Source organism: Buttiauxella sp. BIGb0471, assembly GCF_024807715.1.
Lineage (GTDB): Bacteria > Pseudomonadota > Gammaproteobacteria > Enterobacterales > Enterobacteriaceae > Buttiauxella > Buttiauxella agrestis.
In genome coordinates this window covers 118050-135398 of the sequence record NZ_JANUEU010000008.1, presented here as the reverse complement: position 1 = coordinate 135398, position 17349 = coordinate 118050, and the positions used below count along the sequence as shown (strand labels likewise).

At 48.6% G+C, this 17349-nt stretch carries 14 protein-coding genes; 7 read left to right on the top strand and 7 right to left on the bottom strand.

The genetic code is table 11. From position 1 onward, the window contains the following. Nucleotides 1-175: 175 nt before the first annotated feature. Nucleotides 176-682 (bottom strand): molybdopterin-guanine dinucleotide biosynthesis protein MobB, encoded by a 507-nt coding sequence (gene mobB / locus M2371_RS20360; RefSeq protein ID WP_172896028.1) that lies wholly within the window; start codon nt 680-682, stop codon nt 176-178. Beyond that, nucleotides 682-1263 (bottom strand): molybdenum cofactor guanylyltransferase MobA, encoded by a 582-nt coding sequence (gene mobA, locus M2371_RS20355; protein WP_259268569.1) that lies wholly within the window; start codon nt 1261-1263, stop codon nt 682-684. Before mobA ends, mobB begins: the two co-directional genes overlap by 1 nt. 71 nt (nt 1264-1334) lie before the next feature. On the opposite strand from mobA, the gene M2371_RS20350 reads away from it, so the two are divergent. The 3 genes from M2371_RS20350 (at nt 1335) to dsbA (ending at nt 3319) form a co-directional block, all read left to right on the top strand. Beyond that, nucleotides 1335-1604: a YihD family protein gene (locus M2371_RS20350; RefSeq protein WP_034499931.1), complete on the top strand. Its 270-nt coding sequence runs from the start codon at nt 1335-1337 to the stop codon at nt 1602-1604. A gap of 76 nt (nt 1605-1680) precedes the next feature. After that, entirely contained in the window at nt 1681-2667 is a 987-nt protein-coding gene (locus M2371_RS20345; RefSeq protein ID WP_259268568.1) for a serine/threonine protein kinase, read from the top strand. A gap of 28 nt (nt 2668-2695) precedes the next feature. Further along, nucleotides 2696-3319 (top strand): thiol:disulfide interchange protein DsbA, encoded by a 624-nt coding sequence (gene dsbA / locus M2371_RS20340; RefSeq protein WP_034500101.1) that lies wholly within the window; start codon nt 2696-2698, stop codon nt 3317-3319. 31 nt (nt 3320-3350) lie between these two features. Here dsbA and M2371_RS20335 read toward each other — a convergent pair whose 3' ends face one another. Further along, a complete protein-coding gene (locus tag M2371_RS20335) occupies nt 3351-4238 on the bottom strand; it encodes an acyltransferase (protein ID WP_172896025.1) in 888 nt (295 codons plus the stop codon). Between the two features lie 446 nt (nt 4239-4684). Here M2371_RS20335 and polA point away from each other — a divergent pair, with 446 nt between their 5' ends. Beyond that, a complete protein-coding gene (gene polA, locus M2371_RS20330) occupies nt 4685-7477 on the top strand; it encodes a DNA polymerase I (RefSeq protein ID WP_172896024.1) in 2793 nt (930 codons plus the stop codon). Between the two features lie 287 nt (nt 7478-7764). Here polA and yihA read toward each other — a convergent pair whose 3' ends face one another. Beyond that, nucleotides 7765-8421 carry a ribosome biogenesis GTP-binding protein YihA/YsxC gene (yihA, locus tag M2371_RS20325; RefSeq protein WP_259268567.1) on the bottom strand — a complete coding sequence of 219 codons (657 nt, stop codon included), beginning with the start codon at nt 8419-8421 and terminating at the stop codon, nt 7765-7767. Nucleotides 8422-9007: 586 nt separating this feature from the next. Between yihA and yihI the strand changes: the two genes are divergently transcribed. Next, nucleotides 9008-9523: a Der GTPase-activating protein YihI gene (gene yihI, locus M2371_RS20320; RefSeq protein ID WP_172896023.1), complete on the top strand. Its 516-nt coding sequence runs from the start codon at nt 9008-9010 to the stop codon at nt 9521-9523. 149 nt (nt 9524-9672) lie between these two features. After that, nucleotides 9673-11046 (top strand): oxygen-independent coproporphyrinogen III oxidase, encoded by a 1374-nt coding sequence (gene hemN / locus M2371_RS20315; protein ID WP_259268566.1) that lies wholly within the window; start codon nt 9673-9675, stop codon nt 11044-11046. Nucleotides 11047-11077: 31 nt separating this feature from the next. Here hemN and glnG read toward each other — a convergent pair whose 3' ends face one another. The 3 genes from glnG to glnA form a co-directional block, all read right to left on the bottom strand. Further along, nucleotides 11078-12487, bottom strand: a complete 1410-nt coding sequence (gene glnG / locus M2371_RS20310; protein ID WP_034499940.1) for a nitrogen regulation protein NR(I) — start codon at nt 12485-12487, stop codon at nt 11078-11080. A gap of 8 nt (nt 12488-12495) precedes the next feature. Next, the gene (glnL, locus tag M2371_RS20305) at nt 12496-13545 is read right to left on the bottom strand and encodes a nitrogen regulation protein NR(II) (protein WP_034499941.1); all 1050 of its coding nucleotides are present in this window, start codon (nt 13543-13545) and stop codon (nt 12496-12498) included. A 137-nt stretch (nt 13546-13682) separates the two neighbouring features. Further along, the gene (gene glnA / locus M2371_RS20300) at nt 13683-15092 is read right to left on the bottom strand and encodes a glutamate--ammonia ligase (RefSeq protein ID WP_034499942.1); all 1410 of its coding nucleotides are present in this window, start codon (nt 15090-15092) and stop codon (nt 13683-13685) included. Nucleotides 15093-15435: 343 nt separating this feature from the next. Between glnA and typA the strand changes: the two genes are divergently transcribed. Next, entirely contained in the window at nt 15436-17262 is a 1827-nt protein-coding gene (gene typA, locus M2371_RS20295; RefSeq protein ID WP_172896021.1) for a ribosome-dependent GTPase TypA, read from the top strand. The last annotated feature ends 87 nt before the right edge of the window (nt 17263-17349 follow it).

The window sequence follows — 17349 nt, the reverse complement described above, 5'->3', positions numbered from 1 at the left end:
CCCATGCCGAACTCAGAAGTGAAACGCCGTAGCGCCGATGGTAGTGTGGGGTCTCCCCATGCGAGAGTAGGGAACTGCCAGGCTCCAAATAAGTGGAAAGCCCTGTACTGACGTACAGGGCTTTTTGCTGTCTGCGATTTATACATAAAAATGCCCGCAACAAGGCAGGCTAATTTCACTTCTTAATCCAATCCGCAATAAAATCAGCAATCTGAAAGGGTGAATTGATATCCAGAACTGGAATCTGCACATCAGGAAGCTGCACGTCACTAGCAATGGCAATCACTTGGTTATCGACCACAAGCTCAGCAATGCTGTGCTTCAGCCCATCCCTGTAAAGCAGAATTTTTGGAATCGCTTCATGCTTAAATCCCTCAACTAATATCAAATCCAATGAAGTTGGATCCATTCGACTGGCTAACCAGTGCAGATCCAGCTCTTCTTGCGCAGGTGTTTCGGTCATTAATGCCCATCTATTATTATTGGCGACGATTGTTTGCGCGGCACCGGCTTTTCGCAGTTCATAACTGTCTTTTCCGGGTGTATCGATATCGACATCATGATGGGTATGTTTGATCAGACCAGGACGAATGCCTCGATCATTAAGCAGAGGAATCAATTGCTTAAGAAGTGTCGTTTTGCCTGTACCGCTCCAGGCGGCAAAAGCGAGTAGAGGCACCATTATATGTTTTCCCACTGTGCGAGATCTTCCGGTGAATTTATGTTGACGAAATTTTGCTTCTGATTCGGAAATAATACGGCGTGTCCGCCCAATTCTCGCAGAAAAACCATGACTCGCCGTTCACCTGAAGCAAGATAGCTTTCCAGCGGAGCAGTGAGTTTCTTGTGCAGGAGGGCAATAGTGGGATGATCTCGCTCACCATCGTTTACCCAAACAGCAGAAGCATCCCTTTTTTGCTCCCAAAGCCTGGATGCTAAATCGTCGGGTATATTGGGTGTATCGCATGGGCAAAACAAAAACCACTCACTGTGTAACTGCTTCATTAGTGACAACATTCCAGCAAGCGGTCCAGGGTAATCGGGCAATGTATCGCTGAGAACGGTTAACCCAACAGACTGATATTTTGCTCTATTTCTGTTGGCGCTAATCACCACGTCGTTGACCTGCGGTGCCAGCTTTCTGATGACGTGTTCAAACAGCGGTAGTCCATTTAATTCGATGAGCCCTTTATCCTGGCCACCCATTCGAGTTGATCGCCCACCGGCTAAAACCACACCAGTAACTTCCGTTAAACATCTCACCAATATCGCCTCTTTTAATGTGGGTTTGAGCCTGCTAACGTGTACCCCTCGCATGTGAAAGGAGCACAATAATGAAATGCAAACGTCTTAACGAACTGCTCGAGCTACTTCAGCCCGCATGGCAGAAAGAGCCTGATCTCAATTTGATTCAATTTTTACAGAAACTCAGTAAAGAGTCAGGTTATACCGGTGAATTAACCGATCTGACCGATGACGTGCTTATTTATCATCTGAAAATGCGTGACTCCGCGAAAGATGCTGTTATTCCTGGCATTCAGAAAGACTACGAAGAAGATTTTAAGACCGCATTATTGCGCGCTCGTGGCGTAATTAAAGAGTAAAAGCTTGTAAGCCAGTCCACTATAACGGCTACGAAATGTTATCCTTAACTATTCGCATTTACAGTCGGTTGCGTGGATGACAGACAGCGCTTTCAATTTTCAGACACTACATCCGGATACCATCATGGATGCCCTTTTTGAACAGGGCATACGGGTGGATTCCGGCTTGACTGCATTAAATAGTTTTGAGAACCGCGTCTATCAGTTTCAGGACGAGGATCGAAAACGTTATGTGGTGAAATTTTATCGTCCTCATCGCTGGTCTCCTGAACAGATACAAGAAGAACATCAGTTTGCCCTTGAGTTGCTGGCTGATGAGGTTCCTGTCGCCGCACCATTGAAGTTTAACGGCAATACCTTGCTGCGCCATCAAGGGTTTATGTACGCGGTGTTTCCAAGTTTAGGCGGAAGACAGTACGAAACAGATAGCCTGGATCAAATGGAATGGGTGGGACGCTATCTTGGCCGCATCCATCAAACGGGGCGCCGCAAGCAATTTTCTGCTCGTCCTGATATGGGCTTGAGTGAATATTTATTTGAGCCGCGTGAACTGTTTGAGCACACGCATCTCATTCCATCTGCTCTGAAACAGCGCTTCTTAAAAGCAACAGATGCACTTATAGAAGAAGTGAAACTTCACTGGCATGCTGATTTTGAGTCACTGCGACTGCATGGAGACTGCCACCCGGGGAATATTCTCTGGCGCGATGGCCCTCTGTTCGTCGATCTCGATGATGCCCGTAATGGCCCCGCAATTCAGGATATCTGGATGCTGCTCAATGGCGATAAAGCCGAGCAGAGAATGCAGTTGGAAATGATTGTTGAGGCATATGAAGAGTTTGCTCCATTTAATTCAGACGAAATTGCGCTCATAGAACCTTTACGAGCCATGCGTATGGTCTATTATCTCGCGTGGATAATTCGACGCTGGGATGATCCCGCATTCCCCAGAAATTTTCCGTGGCTTACCGACGAAGATTACTGGCGGAGACAAATTGCGACTTTTACAGAGCAGGTCCGGGTTCTGCGTGAACCACCATTAACATTAACGCCAATGTATTAATCAGTATTTATTCAGGAGAGATTTGATGATGAAAAAGATTTGGCTGGCGCTGGCGGGGATGATCCTGGCATTCAGCGTTTCTGCAGCGCAGTATAAAGATGGCAAAGAGTTCGTTACTTTGGAAAAACCCGTCGCTGGAGAGCCGCAGGTTCTGGAGTTCTTCTCTTTCTATTGCCCGCACTGCTATCAGTTTGAAGAAGTTCTTCATGTTTCTGATACCGTGAAGAAAAAACTGCCGGAAGGCACCAAAATGACTAAATACCATGTCGAGTTCCTTGGCCCATTGGGCAAAGACCTGACTCAGGCGTGGGCGGTAGCAATGGCGCTGGGTGTGGAAGATAAAATCACTGCTCCTATGTTTGAAGCTGTGCAAAAAACACAGACTGTTCAAAACGTTGCAGATATCCGCCAGGTATTCATTGATGCAGGCGTTAAAGCTGAAGAGTATGACGCAGCATGGAATAGCTTTGTGGTGAAATCATTGGTTGCCCAACAAGAGAAAGCCGCGGCAGATCTGCAATTGCAGGGTGTTCCAGCTATTTTCGTGAACGGTAAATATCAATTGAACCCGCAAGGAATGGACACCAGCAACATGGACGTATTCGTCCAGCAATATGCTGATGTGGCCAAATTCCTGGTCGAGAAAAAATAATAAAAAAGCCGGTCGATTGACCGGCTTTCTTTTATCGTTTAATGCTCGTCAGCAGCGCGTCTTTGTCATGCCATAACGCATTCAGCCATTGCTGGAAACGCCGTTTAAAACCCTTATCATTTATGTAATCGCCATGCAGGTCCTCTGGAATCGGCACCAGCGACACTCTCACCACGATCCGAGTCATCTTGCCACTTAACATGTCATAGAACGGGCTTTGTACATTCTCCGGGTAACAGAGCGTAACGTTTAAAAGTTTATCAAACTGTTTTCCCAATACGTTAAGAGCCATTGCGATACCCGCTGCTTTCGGTGGAAGAAGATTCTGGAAAGCTGAACGAGTCTGTAATCGCTTTTCTTTAGTAAATCTTGAACCCTCGACAAAATTCACAATTGTCGTTGGATGAGAGCGAAATTTCGCGCATGAACGGCGGGTCGTCTCGACATCTTTACCGCGCCGCTCCGGGTGGCGGAGTAAATACCCCCGTGAATACCGCTTCATAAATGGCATATCCAGCGCCCAACAAGCCAGGCCCATAAACGGTACCCAAGCGAGCTGTTGTTTTAAAAAGAACTTATTCATCGGGATATGTTTGCGAAACAGTACGCATAAAATGACGATATCGGCCCAGCTTCTGTGATTGCAAATCAGCAGGTACCAGTTCTTCTTGCTGAGTTCGTCCAGGCCCTCAATATCCCATTTTAGGTTTGGATTCAGCTTAAGTAAGAAAGCTAACCCCTCACACCAGCAATACATCATGAAATCAGCAAAGGCCGAGATTGAACGCCAGATGATTGGAATAGGTAACAGGAGTTTGATGATGCCAGCGATAATAATGGGAACTGAACATGCGATAGTCACCACAATGGTGAGAACGACACTCAGAATTAACGTTATCGCAGCGAATAATCTCGACATAAATAAATTTTTCAGATGGTTAGAGAGTGTCAGATTCAGGGGGAAGAATAATACGTGGAGAATTTTATCAGAAAAGGTTAGTGAGCGATGAAACTAAAACTGCTCATTAATAAATGGTGCATATAGGGCTTTTGATATTATTGCTCTATAACATAATTATTTTTTATATCCACATTTACGGATCACCCATGGAAGGTCGTGAAACTTGAGCGGTTAATTCATAAGGTAATGATAAACAATAGTATTTATGAAGGTTAGTGTTTCCTATAAAAGAAATAATCAAATACTTAAAGAATTATGCACAAACTTATCCACAATATTGATCTTGAGGCCGATCTCGAAGATCAACAAAACTTTTCACCTAATCTGCCTCAAAAGTTCATGTTTTCAGCCAGGCTATGGCATCCTTTAGCTATAAACTAAAACCAGTCACGGAACGGAACATTATGGTTCAGATCGCGCAAAACCCACTTATCCTCGTTGATGGCTCATCCTACCTTTATCGTGCTTATCATGCCTTTCCACCGCTGACCAATAGCAAAGGTGAACCAACAGGAGCAATGTACGGTGTGCTGAACATGCTGCGCAGTCTTCTGTTGCAGTATCAACCGACCCACGCAGCAGTGGTTTTTGATGCTAAAGGCAAAACCTTCCGTGACGAATTGTTCGAGCATTACAAATCTCATCGCCCGCCAATGCCCGACGATCTGCGTGCGCAAATAGAACCTCTCCATGCGATGGTTAAAGCCATGGGCTTGCCTCTCCTGGCGGTTTCAGGCGTGGAAGCTGACGATGTGATTGGTACACTGGCGCTTGAAGCTGAGCGTGTTGGTCGCCCGGTGTTGATTAGTACCGGCGATAAAGATATGGCGCAGTTGGTTACACCGGGCGTTACGCTTATCAATACCATGACCAATACCATTCTTGGCCCGGATGAAGTCCAGACTAAATATGGCGTGCCGCCAGAACTCATCATCGACTTCCTGGCATTAATGGGCGACTCGTCAGATAACATCCCTGGTGTGCCGGGCGTTGGCGAGAAAACAGCACAGGCGCTGCTACAAGGCTTAGGTGGACTGGATACGCTGTATGCCAACCCAGAGAAAATCGCAGAATTAACCTTCCGTGGTGCAAAAACCATGGCGGCGAAGCTTGAACAAAGCAAAGATCTTGCTTACCTCTCCTATAAACTGGCGACCATTAAAACGGACGTTGAGCTTGAACTCGGTTGCGAGCAATTAGAAGTGCAGCAGCCTGCAGACGAAGAGCTTCTTGAGCTGTTCACACAATATGAATTCAAACGCTGGATTACCGACGTAGAAGCTGGCAAATGGTTGCAGGCCAAGGGCGCGAAGAGTGCTACTCAGCCTAAAAAAACCATTGAGATTGAAACCGAAGCTGAACCAGAAGAGCCAGCAATTGCCCTTTCTCACGAAAACTACGTCACTATTCTTGAAGAAAGCGTGCTTGAAGAATGGATTACTCGCCTGAAGAAAGCACCTGTCATCGCCTTTGACACGGAAACTGACAGTCTGGACAACATCAGCGCGAATCTGGTCGGTCTTTCATTTGCTACGGAGCCGGGCGTTGCGTGCTATATACCGGTTGCGCATGACTATTTAGATGCCCCTGTGCAAATTCCTCGCGAACGCGCACTCGAGATGTTGAAGCCGCTACTTGAAGATGAAAGCATTCTTAAGGTTGGGCAAAACCTCAAGTTTGACCGTGGCATCATGCAAAACTACGATATCGAACTTCGCGGAATTGCGTTCGATACCATGCTCGAGTCCTATATTCTTGATAGCGTTGCAGGACGTCATGACATGGACAGCCTTTCCGCACGCTGGTTGAAGCACACAACCATCACTTTTGAAGAGATTGCCGGTAAAGGTAAAAAGCAGCTGACCTTCAACCAGATAGATCTCGAGCAGGCTGGGCGTTACGCCGCAGAAGATGCAGACGTGACCTTGCAGTTGCACCTGAAAATGTGGCCTCAGCTTGAAAAGCGTGAAGGGCCATTAAGTATCTTCAAAAATATTGAGATGCCGCTGGTGCCCGTGCTTTCACGCATTGAACGCAATGGCGTGAAGATCGATCCGGCTGTGCTGCATACGCATTCTGAGCAACTGACAAAACGCCTCGCTGAGCTGGAAATCACCGCTCACGAAATCGCGGGTGAGCCGTTTAATCTCTCTTCTCCAAAGCAGCTGCAAACCATTCTGTTTGAAAAACAGGGAATTAAGCCGCTGAAGAAAACCCCAGGCGGCGCACCGTCCACATCTGAAGAAGTGCTGGAAGAGCTGGCTCTGGACTATCCATTGCCTAAAGTTATTCTTGAGCATCGTGGGCTGGCAAAACTGAAATCGACTTATACCGATAAGCTGCCGCTGATGATTAACCCGAAAACGGGGCGCGTACACACTTCTTATCATCAGGCTGTTGCGGCAACCGGGCGTTTATCTTCAACCGAGCCAAACCTGCAAAATATTCCAGTGCGTAATGAAGAAGGTCGTCGTATTCGTCAGGCCTTTATTGCGCCGAAAGATTACCTGATTGTTTCTGCCGACTACTCGCAAATTGAACTGCGCATCATGGCGCATTTATCTCGCGATAAAGGGCTGCTGACGGCGTTTGCTGAAGGCAAAGATATTCACCGCGCGACGGCTGCGGAAGTATTCGGTATTCCGCTGGATAATGTTTCTGGAGAGCAACGCCGCAGCGCGAAAGCGATCAACTTCGGTTTGATTTACGGCATGAGTGCGTTTGGTTTGTCACGCCAGCTCAATATTCCGCGAAAAGAGTCGCAGAAATACATGGACCTCTACTTCGAGCGCTATCCGGGTGTCCTGGAATATATGGAGCGTACTCGCAAGCAGGCAAAAGAGCAGGGTTATGTCGAAACGCTGGATGGCCGCCGTCTTTATTTACCTGATATCAATTCCAGCAATGCGGCTCGTCGCGCAGGTGCTGAACGTGCGGCTATCAACGCCCCAATGCAGGGAACGGCAGCCGATATTATCAAGCGTGCCATGATTGCTGTCGATGCCTGGCTTGAATCAGAAAAGCCGCGTGTGAAAATGATCATGCAGGTACACGATGAACTGGTGTTTGAAGTGCATCAAGATGATCTGGAAGCCGTATCGAAGAAAATTCACGAGCTGATGGAAGGCAGCATGAAACTTGATGTGCCGTTGCTGGTGGAAGTTGGAAGCGGTGTAAACTGGGATGAAGCTCACTAATTAAAGTGATTTATGTAACTAAGCAACATAACTCATAGCTTTTTGTGATGACGCTTCAATATCGGTGTGTAAAGGGTGAAAAAAAACTACAAAAAATACTTTTTCAACCGATTAAAAAGGAGTAGAGTTATTTGCGTAGGGTACAGAGGTAAGATGTTCTATCTTTCAGACCTTTTACTTCACGTAATCGGATTTGGCTGAATATTTTAGCCGCCCCAGTCAGTAATGACTGGGGCGTTTTTTATTGGGCGCGAGTCAGGAAATGCACGGGTTTCCCCATACATTATTTATTCCCCAGTCGTTTCGTCGTCTTCTTTAACGCTGTCTTCTTCGATTGCTGGTGGGATATCGTTGTACCAACCATCAAGCTTATGACGTAACACATCCACGCCGATTTTTTTCAGTGAGGAAAACGCCTCAACCTGAATATCACCGTTAAACTCTACAACCGCTTCGCGCACCATATTCAGTTGTGCTTTACGCGCACCAGAGGCCAGTTTGTCGGCTTTAGTTAACAGCAGCATCACGGGAATGCCGCTGGCAACAGCCCAGTGAATCATTTGCTGATCGAGGTCTTTCAGCGGATGACGAATATCCATCAGCACGACTAAACCTTTCAGGCTGTTACGCTTTTGCAGATACTCGCCAAGCGCGCGCTGCCATTTCAGTTTTACTTCTTCAGGTACTTCGGCGTAGCCATAGCCCGGTAAATCCACCACACGTAAGCCTTCAGCCACTTCAAACAGGTTGATGAGCTGCGTACGGCCAGGTGTTTTACTGGTACGAGCCAGTGCTTTCTGATTTGTCAGCGTATTTAACGCGCTGGATTTCCCTGCGTTTGAGCGGCCTGCGAAAGCAACCTCAATACCGGTATCAGAAGGTAAATGGCGAATATCCGGTGCGCTAAGCACGAAGTGGGTCAGTTGGTAGTTCCAGTTTTTCAAAACGGTTGTCTCCCTCAGGATGAGCATTGTGGGGGATTATACCTGAACATGAGCAAAACGCCGTGTTTCTCGGCGCGGCTGACAGGCTTACAGAAATCCGCCCGAGGCTTGTAAGACATTGACCATTCATACTGGCAGATAACGCAGTGTTGTGAGATGCAGATATAATTAAAAGTGTTTATATAACATGGGGTTATTCTGTAAGTGCTGAGTGATGGCAACGACTTAACTCAAATGCTCATCTTGTAGAATCAATAGGTAAGCGTAAAGTAAGCGGCACAGGCAAAGGAGAGCCGGAAAGGATAGCAACTCAGGATGAGGGTTCAGGAGCGTCATGATGACGAAGAACCAGGGAAATGCCAGGAGGCAACGTCAGGAGACGTTTTAAAAGGACAAGGAACTACACGGAAGTTGTTTGCAAGGGAAAGACAGGGCGTCGAGTGCAAACAGGGATTGTGTGACCTATGAAGGGTCCAGAGACAAGAAAAAGGCGACAGGTTAACCTGCCGCCTTTTTTCTTTGCTTGCTTTCTGCTAGATTCCGCCGCAATTCTATACTGAATAAAAATGGCTCAAGATAACCTATTATGAAGCAACAAAACTCAGCAGCACCTGGTTCCAAACCTTCAAAAGCACGTCGTAAAACGCGTGAAGAGTTAGATCGTGAAGCGCGTGACCGTAAGCGTGATAAAAAGCACAGTGGACACGCTGCGGGGAGTCGCGCAACTGGCGGCACTCAGGCTAAAAGTGGAACAGGTAGCTCTCAGGCTAAAGATCCGCGTATCGGCAGTAAAAAACCCGTTGCTCTGGGCGTAACTGAAGTCCAGGTCAAGAAACCAAAACAGCACAAACCTAAAGTTGAGAAACCTATGCTTACACCACAGGCTGAACTGGATTTGCTGGAAAATGATGAGCGCCTGGATGCGCTGTTAGAGCGTCTTGAAGAAGGTGAAACTCTCAATGCAGAAGAGCAGGCTTGGGTTAACGCTAAGCTTGATCGTATTGATGCACTGATGGAAGAACTCGGCATCTCTTATGAAGATGACGAAGATGAAGAAGAGAAGGGCGATGATTTGATGCGCCTGCTTAAAGGCACTGACTAACGGTTTACCTCAATGGGATTACCTGTTCTTTGCGTGGTTATTCCGCTGGTGTGTTATCTGCTGTGGTTATTCGTTAAACTACGGCGGCTGTCGCGATTACAAAAGTCGTTGCGCCGTCAACGAATGCGGCATCACCGGAGGGAGTGAGAATGTCTGAGCAGTTAATCGATTGGGATTTGGCCCTGATCCAGAAATATAATTATTCAGGGCCGCGTTATACTTCTTATCCCACCGCGCTGGAGTTTTCAGAAGACTTCGGCGAGGCGGCGTTTCTTGAAGCGGTTGCTCGTTACCCTGAGCGTCCGCTGTCGTTGTATGTCCATATCCCGTTCTGCCACAAGCTTTGCTATTTCTGCGGCTGCAATAAAATTGTTACCCGCCAGACTCACAAAGCCGATCAGTATTTAGATGCGCTGGAACAAGAGATTGCCCACCGTGCGCCGCTCTTTAAGGGCCGTCACGTCAGTCAATTGCATTGGGGCGGCGGTACACCGACTTACCTCAGTAAAGCGCAGATAAGCCGTCTGATGGCGCTTCTGCGTGGTCATTTCAATTTCAACGAAGACGCCGAATTATCTATTGAAATCGACCCGCGTGAAATCGAACTCGATGTCCTCGACCATCTGCGTCAGGAAGGCTTTACCCGCCTGAGCATGGGGGTGCAGGATTTCAACAAAGAAGTGCAGCGCCTGGTTAACCGCGAGCAAGACGAAGAGTTTATCTTCGCGCTGATTCAGCGTGCGCGCGAACTCGGCTTTACCTCGACCAACATTGATTTAATCTACGGTCTGCCAAAGCAGACACCAGAAAGCTTTGCTTTTACGCTTAAACGCGTCGCAGAACTCAGTCCGCACCGCCTGAGCGTTTTTAACTACGCCCATTTGCCAACTTTGTTTGCCGCACAGCGCAAAATTAAAGATGCTGATTTGCCCAGCGCACAGCAAAAACTCGACATTCTGCAAGAAACTATCGGCTCGCTGACCAATGCCGGATACCAATTTATTGGCATGGACCACTTTGCGCGGCCAGATGACGAACTGGCGATTGCGCAGCGTGAAGGCAAGCTGCACCGTAATTTCCAGGGCTACACCACGCAGGGCGATACCGACTTGTTGGGGATGGGTGTTTCTGCCATTAGCATGATTGGCGACTGTTATGCTCAGAACCAGAAAGAGCTTAAAACCTATTATCAACAGGTTGATAATCAAGGCGATGCGCTGTGGCGGGGACTGGCATTAACCCGTGATGACTGCATTCGTCGTGACGTTATCAAGGCGCTTATCTGCAACTTCCAGCTTAAATTTGCCGAAATAGAGCAGCTTTGGGATCTGAATTTTGCCGAGTATTTCGCAGAGGATTTAAAACTGTTGGAACCGTTGGCGAAAGATGGGCTGGTGGATATCGACAGCAAACATATTCAGGTAACGGCAAAAGGCCGCCTGCTAATCCGTAATATCTGCATGTGTTTTGATAGTTACTTGCGTCAGAAGGCGCGACTGCAACAATTCTCGCGTGTCATCTAAAACTAAAGGCGGCTTGAAAGCCGCCTTTTTGTTACTCCATCCCCAACTCTTTCAACTTACGCGTCAGGGTATTTCGCCCCCAGCCGAGTAATCTCGCGGCTTCCTGCTTGTGGCCTTGCGTATGACGCAGCGCCGTTGTTAGCAAGGTGCGCTCCATTTCTGGCTGTGCCTCAGAAAGTAAATTCTGATGACCGGAACGTAATGCCCGGTCGGCCCATTGAGCCAGAAGTGTTGCCCAGTTGTCCGATTGCGAATGCGTCGGGCTATCGGGAATGGTGGTTTCGAACAATTCTGCCGGTAAATCCTGAATCAACACTTCCTGGCCTGCCGCCATCACTGTTAACCAGCGGCAGGTGTTTTCCAGTTGGCGCACGTTACCCGGCCAGGCCAGGCGCGTTAAAGCATTTTCAGTTTCAGGATGCAGCAACTTGGCTTCTACACCTAGTTCCTGAGCCGCCACTTGTAAGAAATGGCGGGCCAGGCGCGGAATGTCCTCGCGGCGTTCACGCAACGGTGGCAGATGCACACGAATCACGTTCAGACGGTGGAATAAATCCTCGCGGAATTTCCCTTCCTGAACGCGCAGCTCAAGGTTCTGGTGAGTGGCGGCAATAATACGGACGTCGACTTTCACTGGCGCATACCCGCCAACGCGATAAAACTGCCCATCGGCTAATACACGGAGCAAGCGAGTTTGCACATCCATCGGCATATCACCGATTTCATCAAGGAAAAGCGTGCCACCATCAGACTGCTCAAAACGCCCCTGGCGAATTTGATTGGCACCGGTGAATGCACCTTTCTCGTGGCCAAACAGCTCAGACTCAATCAAATCCTTTGGAATTGCGGCCATATTCAGCGCAATAAAAGGAGATTTTACCCGTGGGCTATGGCGGTGTAAGGCGTGAGCCACCAACTCTTTACCGGTACCCGATTCACCGTTAATCAGCACGCTTATTGATGACCGGGACAAACGGCCAATAATGCGAAATACATCCTGCATAGCCGGTGCTTCACCGATAATATCGGTGGTCGGCCCATTAACCTGTACGTTGCGCGGCTGCTGTTGTTCCAGATAATGGCTGATGGCGCGCTCAACCAGTGCGACCGCTTCGTCAATATCAAAAGGTTTTGGCAGGTAATCAAAAGCACCTTGTTGGTAGGCACTCACGGCGGCTTCAAGATCTGAGTGAGCCGTCATTATGATGACCGGTAGCATCGGGTGGCGTTGTTTAATCTGCTTAAGCAGCGCCAGGCCGTCCATGCCGGGCATGCGAATGTCAGATAACAAAACGTCCGGGGTCTTGGTTGCAAGAGCATTAAGGACTTCACTGCCGCTCTCAAAGGTGGTGCAGCTTAAACCCGCTCCGGTCAGAGCACGTTCCAGCACCCAACGGATGGAGCTATCGTCATCAACGATCCAAACTATGCCTCGTTGCATAAAGACCTCTACTTACGAATAGGCAGATAAACCGAAAACTCGGTATGACCTGGCCAACTGTTAAATTCGATTTTTCCCGAATGCTGATCTATCAAGTTGCGTGCTATGGAAAGACCTAAACCTGTCCCTCCCTCACGTCCGCTCACCATTGGGTAGAATAGTGTGTCCTGCAGATGGGCCGGAATGCCCGGACCGTTGTCTTCAATATCAATACGCGCCGCCAGACGGTAGCGCGTGCCATGCAGCGTAAGCTGGAATGCAGTACGTGTGCGTAACACTATCTCACCGCCGTCGCTGCCAAGCGCCTGAAGGGCATTGCGAACAATATTTAATAAAATCTGTTCAATTTGGTCCGGATCGTGGGCCAGTTCCGGCAAACTTGGGTCGTAATCTCTGACCAGCGTTACGTTTGCTGGTAATTCCATCGACACCAGTTTCATCACACGCTCGGTCACTTTGTGGATGCTTTCAGTGACGTGCATTCCCGGCTGCTGCGGGCCTAATAGTCTATCTACCAGATTCCGTAAGCGATCAGCCTGCTCAATAATCACCTTGGTGTATTCAGTCAGTGATGGGTCTGGTAAGGCTCTGGCCAGCAGTTGGGCTGCTCCACGTAATCCACCAAGTGGATTTTTAATCTCATGTGCCAGCCCACGAACTAAATCTCGGGCGGCTATTTGTTGCGCCTGCTGCAACTGTTCCTGACTCAAGCGACGTTGGTTATCCATCGGCGCCATTTCCATCAGGATGTACCCTTCCGGTAAACGTTGCGCAGTCAGGGAAAGAATGTGGGAGCGGCTATCAATAACCAGCGTGACTTCGTTATCGGTGAAACCCTGGCCTGAGGTCAGGCTTTCCTGCATCAAGCCAACGTTGAGCGAAAAGTAACTCAACAGTTCTGGTAATGGAGTGCCGTACAGCTTGCGCGAACTTTGCGCCAAAAGTTGCTGTGCAGCTGGGTTGGCGTAATGCACAGCCAGCTCGTCATCCACCAGTAAAATACTGTTGATTAAAGAATTCAGGATCTGCCCAGCATCGGGCAGTGTGCCGGTTGCCATACAGCAGTCTCCGATAATTTGCACTGTAATGGTGCATTATAGTTTCCCGTCGGCAAAAGATATTGCGGCAACAGGTTATTTGTGGAGAAAAAAGCCCATCAACGATGGGCTAAAAGTTCTGGGTATTTACAACGTGATTAAACGCTGTAGTACAGTTCGAACTCGACTGGGTGTGGAGTCATGCGCACACGGTCGTTTTCTTCCATACGCAGAGCGATATAAGCATCGATAGCTTCATCAGTGAACACGCCGCCCGCTGTCAGGAACTCGCGGTCTTCGTTCAGGCAGTTCAGTGCTTCTTCCAGAGAGCCAGCAACTTGTGGGATCTCTTTCGCTTCTTCTGGCGGCAGGTCGTACAGGTTTTTGTCCATTGCTTCGCCCGGATGGATTTTGTTCTTGATACCATCAAGACCAGCCATCAGCAGTGCTGCGAAGCACAGGTACGGGTTAGCCGCTGGGTCCGGGAAGCGCACTTCGATACGACGTGCTTTCGGAGACGCAACTACTGGGATACGGATTGAAGCAGAACGGTTAGCGGCAGAGTAAGCCAGCATGACTGGAGCTTCATAACCCGGGACCAAACGCTTGTAGGAGTTGGTGGTTGGGTTAGCCAGGGCGTTGATGGCTTTAGCGTGTTTGATAACACCACCGATGTAGTACAGCGCTTGCTCAGACAGGCCTGCATATTTGTCACCAGCGAACAGGTTTACACCGTTCTTAGCCAGGGACATGTGGCAGTGCATACCAGAACCGTTATCGCCAAACATTGGTTTTGGCATAAAGGTCGCAGTTTTGCCGTATGCATGAGCAACGTTATGAACCACATATTTGTAGATCTGAATTTCATCTGCTTTTTTAGTCATGGTGTTGAAGCGGGTAGCCACTTCGTTCTGACCAGCAGTTGCCACTTCGTGGTGGTGAGCTTCAACAACCAGGCCCATTTGCTCCATAGTCAGACACATTGCAGAACGCAGGTCTTGAGCGGAGTCAACTGGTGGAACTGGGAAGTAACCGCCTTTAACTGCAGGACGGTGGCCTTTGTTGCCGCCTTCGTATTTGGTGCCGCTGTTCCATGCGCCTTCGATATCATCGATAGCAACGTGAGAACCGGAAATAGAGCTACCGAAACGAACGTCGTCGAACAGGAAGAACTCTGGTTCTGGCCCGAACAGTACGGTATCGGCGATGCCAGTAGAACGCAGGTAGTCTTCAGCACGCTTGGAAATGGAGCGTGGGTCGCGGTCATAACCCTGCATGGTGCCAGGCTCAAGAATGTCGCAACGAATGATCAGCGTAGAATCAGCGAAGAATGGGTCAATGACAGCGGTAGACGCATCTGGCATCAGAACCATGTCGGATTCGTTGATGCCTTTCCAGCCACCAATTGAAGAACCATCAAACATTTTGCCTTCTTCGAAGAAGTCAGCAGTAACCTGATGAGCAGGGATAGTGACGTGCTGTTCTTTACCTTTGGTGTCAGTGAAGCGCAAATCTACAAACTTCACTTCGTGTTCATTCAGCATCGTCAAAACGTGTTCAGCGGACATACTTAACTCTCCCGGATTTGGTCATTGAATTGGCTTGTTGCCCTGAAATGATTAAAGCGAAATCTGTGCCAACTTTTAAATTACCCCAAAAAGGCGCTATCATGCGCACTACAGTGCAAAAGGGCTGCACCACGATGGATAGTTTGCACCAATGTAGTGCTTCAGTCTGAGATTTGAGCACCATATTGGTGCAATTTTCGTTGTGGGCCCCTTTTTTGCTCCGTGAAAGCGATCACAAACCCTTACTTTTTACATTGTTTGTAAAAGTTCTTTGTGATCCTGTTATGTCCTTCGATTAATACGTGTACAATAACGCGCTATTTCTAATGCCTGAGGCAAAGTTGTGATCGAAAATCTGCGTAATATCGCCATCATCGCGCACGTTGACCATGGTAAAACTACCCTGGTTGATAAGCTGCTGCAGCAATCTGGTACTTTCAGTAACGAACGTGCTGAAGCCACCGAACGCGTGATGGACTCCAACGATTTGGAGAAAGAGCGTGGGATTACCATCCTCGCTAAAAACACCGCTATCAAATGGAATGACTACCGTATCAACATCGTTGATACCCCTGGGCACGCCGACTTCGGTGGTGAAGTTGAACGTGTAATGTCCATGGTAGACTCCGTTCTGCTGGTCGTTGACGCAATGGATGGCCCAATGCCGCAGACGCGCTTCGTAACCAAAAAGGCATTTGCCCACGGTTTGAAGCCAATTGTTGTAATTAACAAAGTTGACCGTCCTGGCGCGCGTCCTGACTGGGTTGTTGATCAGGTCTTCGACCTGTTCGTAAACCTCGACGCAACCGACGAGCAACTCGATTTCCCAATCATCTATGCATCAGCATTGATGGGTATCGCGGGTAACGATCACGGTGATATGGCGGAAGACATGACCCCGCTGTACCAGGCGATTGTTGACCACGTTAAAGCGCCATCCGTTGACTCTGATGGTCCGTTCCAGATGCAAATCTCCCAGCTCGACTACAACAACTATGTTGGTGTTATCGGCATCGGTCGCATCAAACGCGGTAAAGTGAAGCCTAACCAGCAAATCACTATCATCGACAGCGAAGGTAAAACTCGTAACGGTAAAGTCGGTAAAGTACTGACTCACCTCGGTCTGGAGCGTATTGAATCCACCGAAGCCGAAGCAGGCGACATCATCGCGATTACCGGTCTGGGCGAGCTGAACATCTCCGACACCCTTTGCGATACGCAAAATGTTGAAGCGCTGCCAGCACTGTCTGTTGATGAACCAACTGTTACCATGTTCTTCAACGTCAACACCTCTCCGTTCTGTGGTAAAGAAGGTAAATTCGTTACCTCTCGTCAGATCCTTGACCGCCTGAACAAAGAGCTGGTGCACAACGTTGCACTGCGTGTTGAAGAAACCGAAGATGCGGATGCATTCCGTGTATCTGGTCGTGGCGAACTGCACCTGTCTGTACTTATCGAAAACATGCGTCGTGAAGGCTTCGAACTGGCTGTGTCCCGTCCGAAAGTAATCAACCGTCTGATCGATGGTCGTATGCAAGAGCCGTTCGAAAACGTGACTCTGGATATTGAAGAACAGCACCAGGGTTCTGTAATGCAGGCGATGGGTGAGCGTAAGGGCGATGTCAAAGACATGATCCCTGACGGCAAAGGCCGTATCCGTCTGGATTACCTGATCCCAGCACGTGGCCTGATCGGCTTCCGTACTGAGTTCATGACCATGACTTCTGGTACTGGTCTGCTGTACTCCACATTCAGCCACTACGACGACGTGAAACCAGGCGAAATCGGCCAGCGCCAGAACGGCGTGCTGATCTCTAACGGCCAGGGTAAAGCAGTAGCGTTTGCGCTGTTCAGCCTGCAGGACCGCGGTAAGCTGTTCCTGGGTCACGGTGCAGAAGTTTACGAAGGCCAGATCATCGGTATTCACAGTCGTTCTAACGACCTGACTGTAAACTGCCTGACCGGTAAGAAACTGACCAACATGCGTGCGTCCGGTACTGACGAAGCAACAACTCTGGTTCCTGCATTGAAGATGTCTCTGGAGCAAGCTCTGGAATTCATCGATGATGACGAACTGGTAGAAGTGACTCCGACTTCCGTACGTATTCGTAAGCGTCACCTGACTGAAAACGACCGCAAACGTGCGGGTCGTGGTAGCAAAGAAGCGTAAGTTTCTTTCCTGCAAAGCATTGAAGCCCTGCCTGTTTTGGCGGGGCTTTTTTTGCTCTGATTTATACCTTTCTAAAACGAATACCGT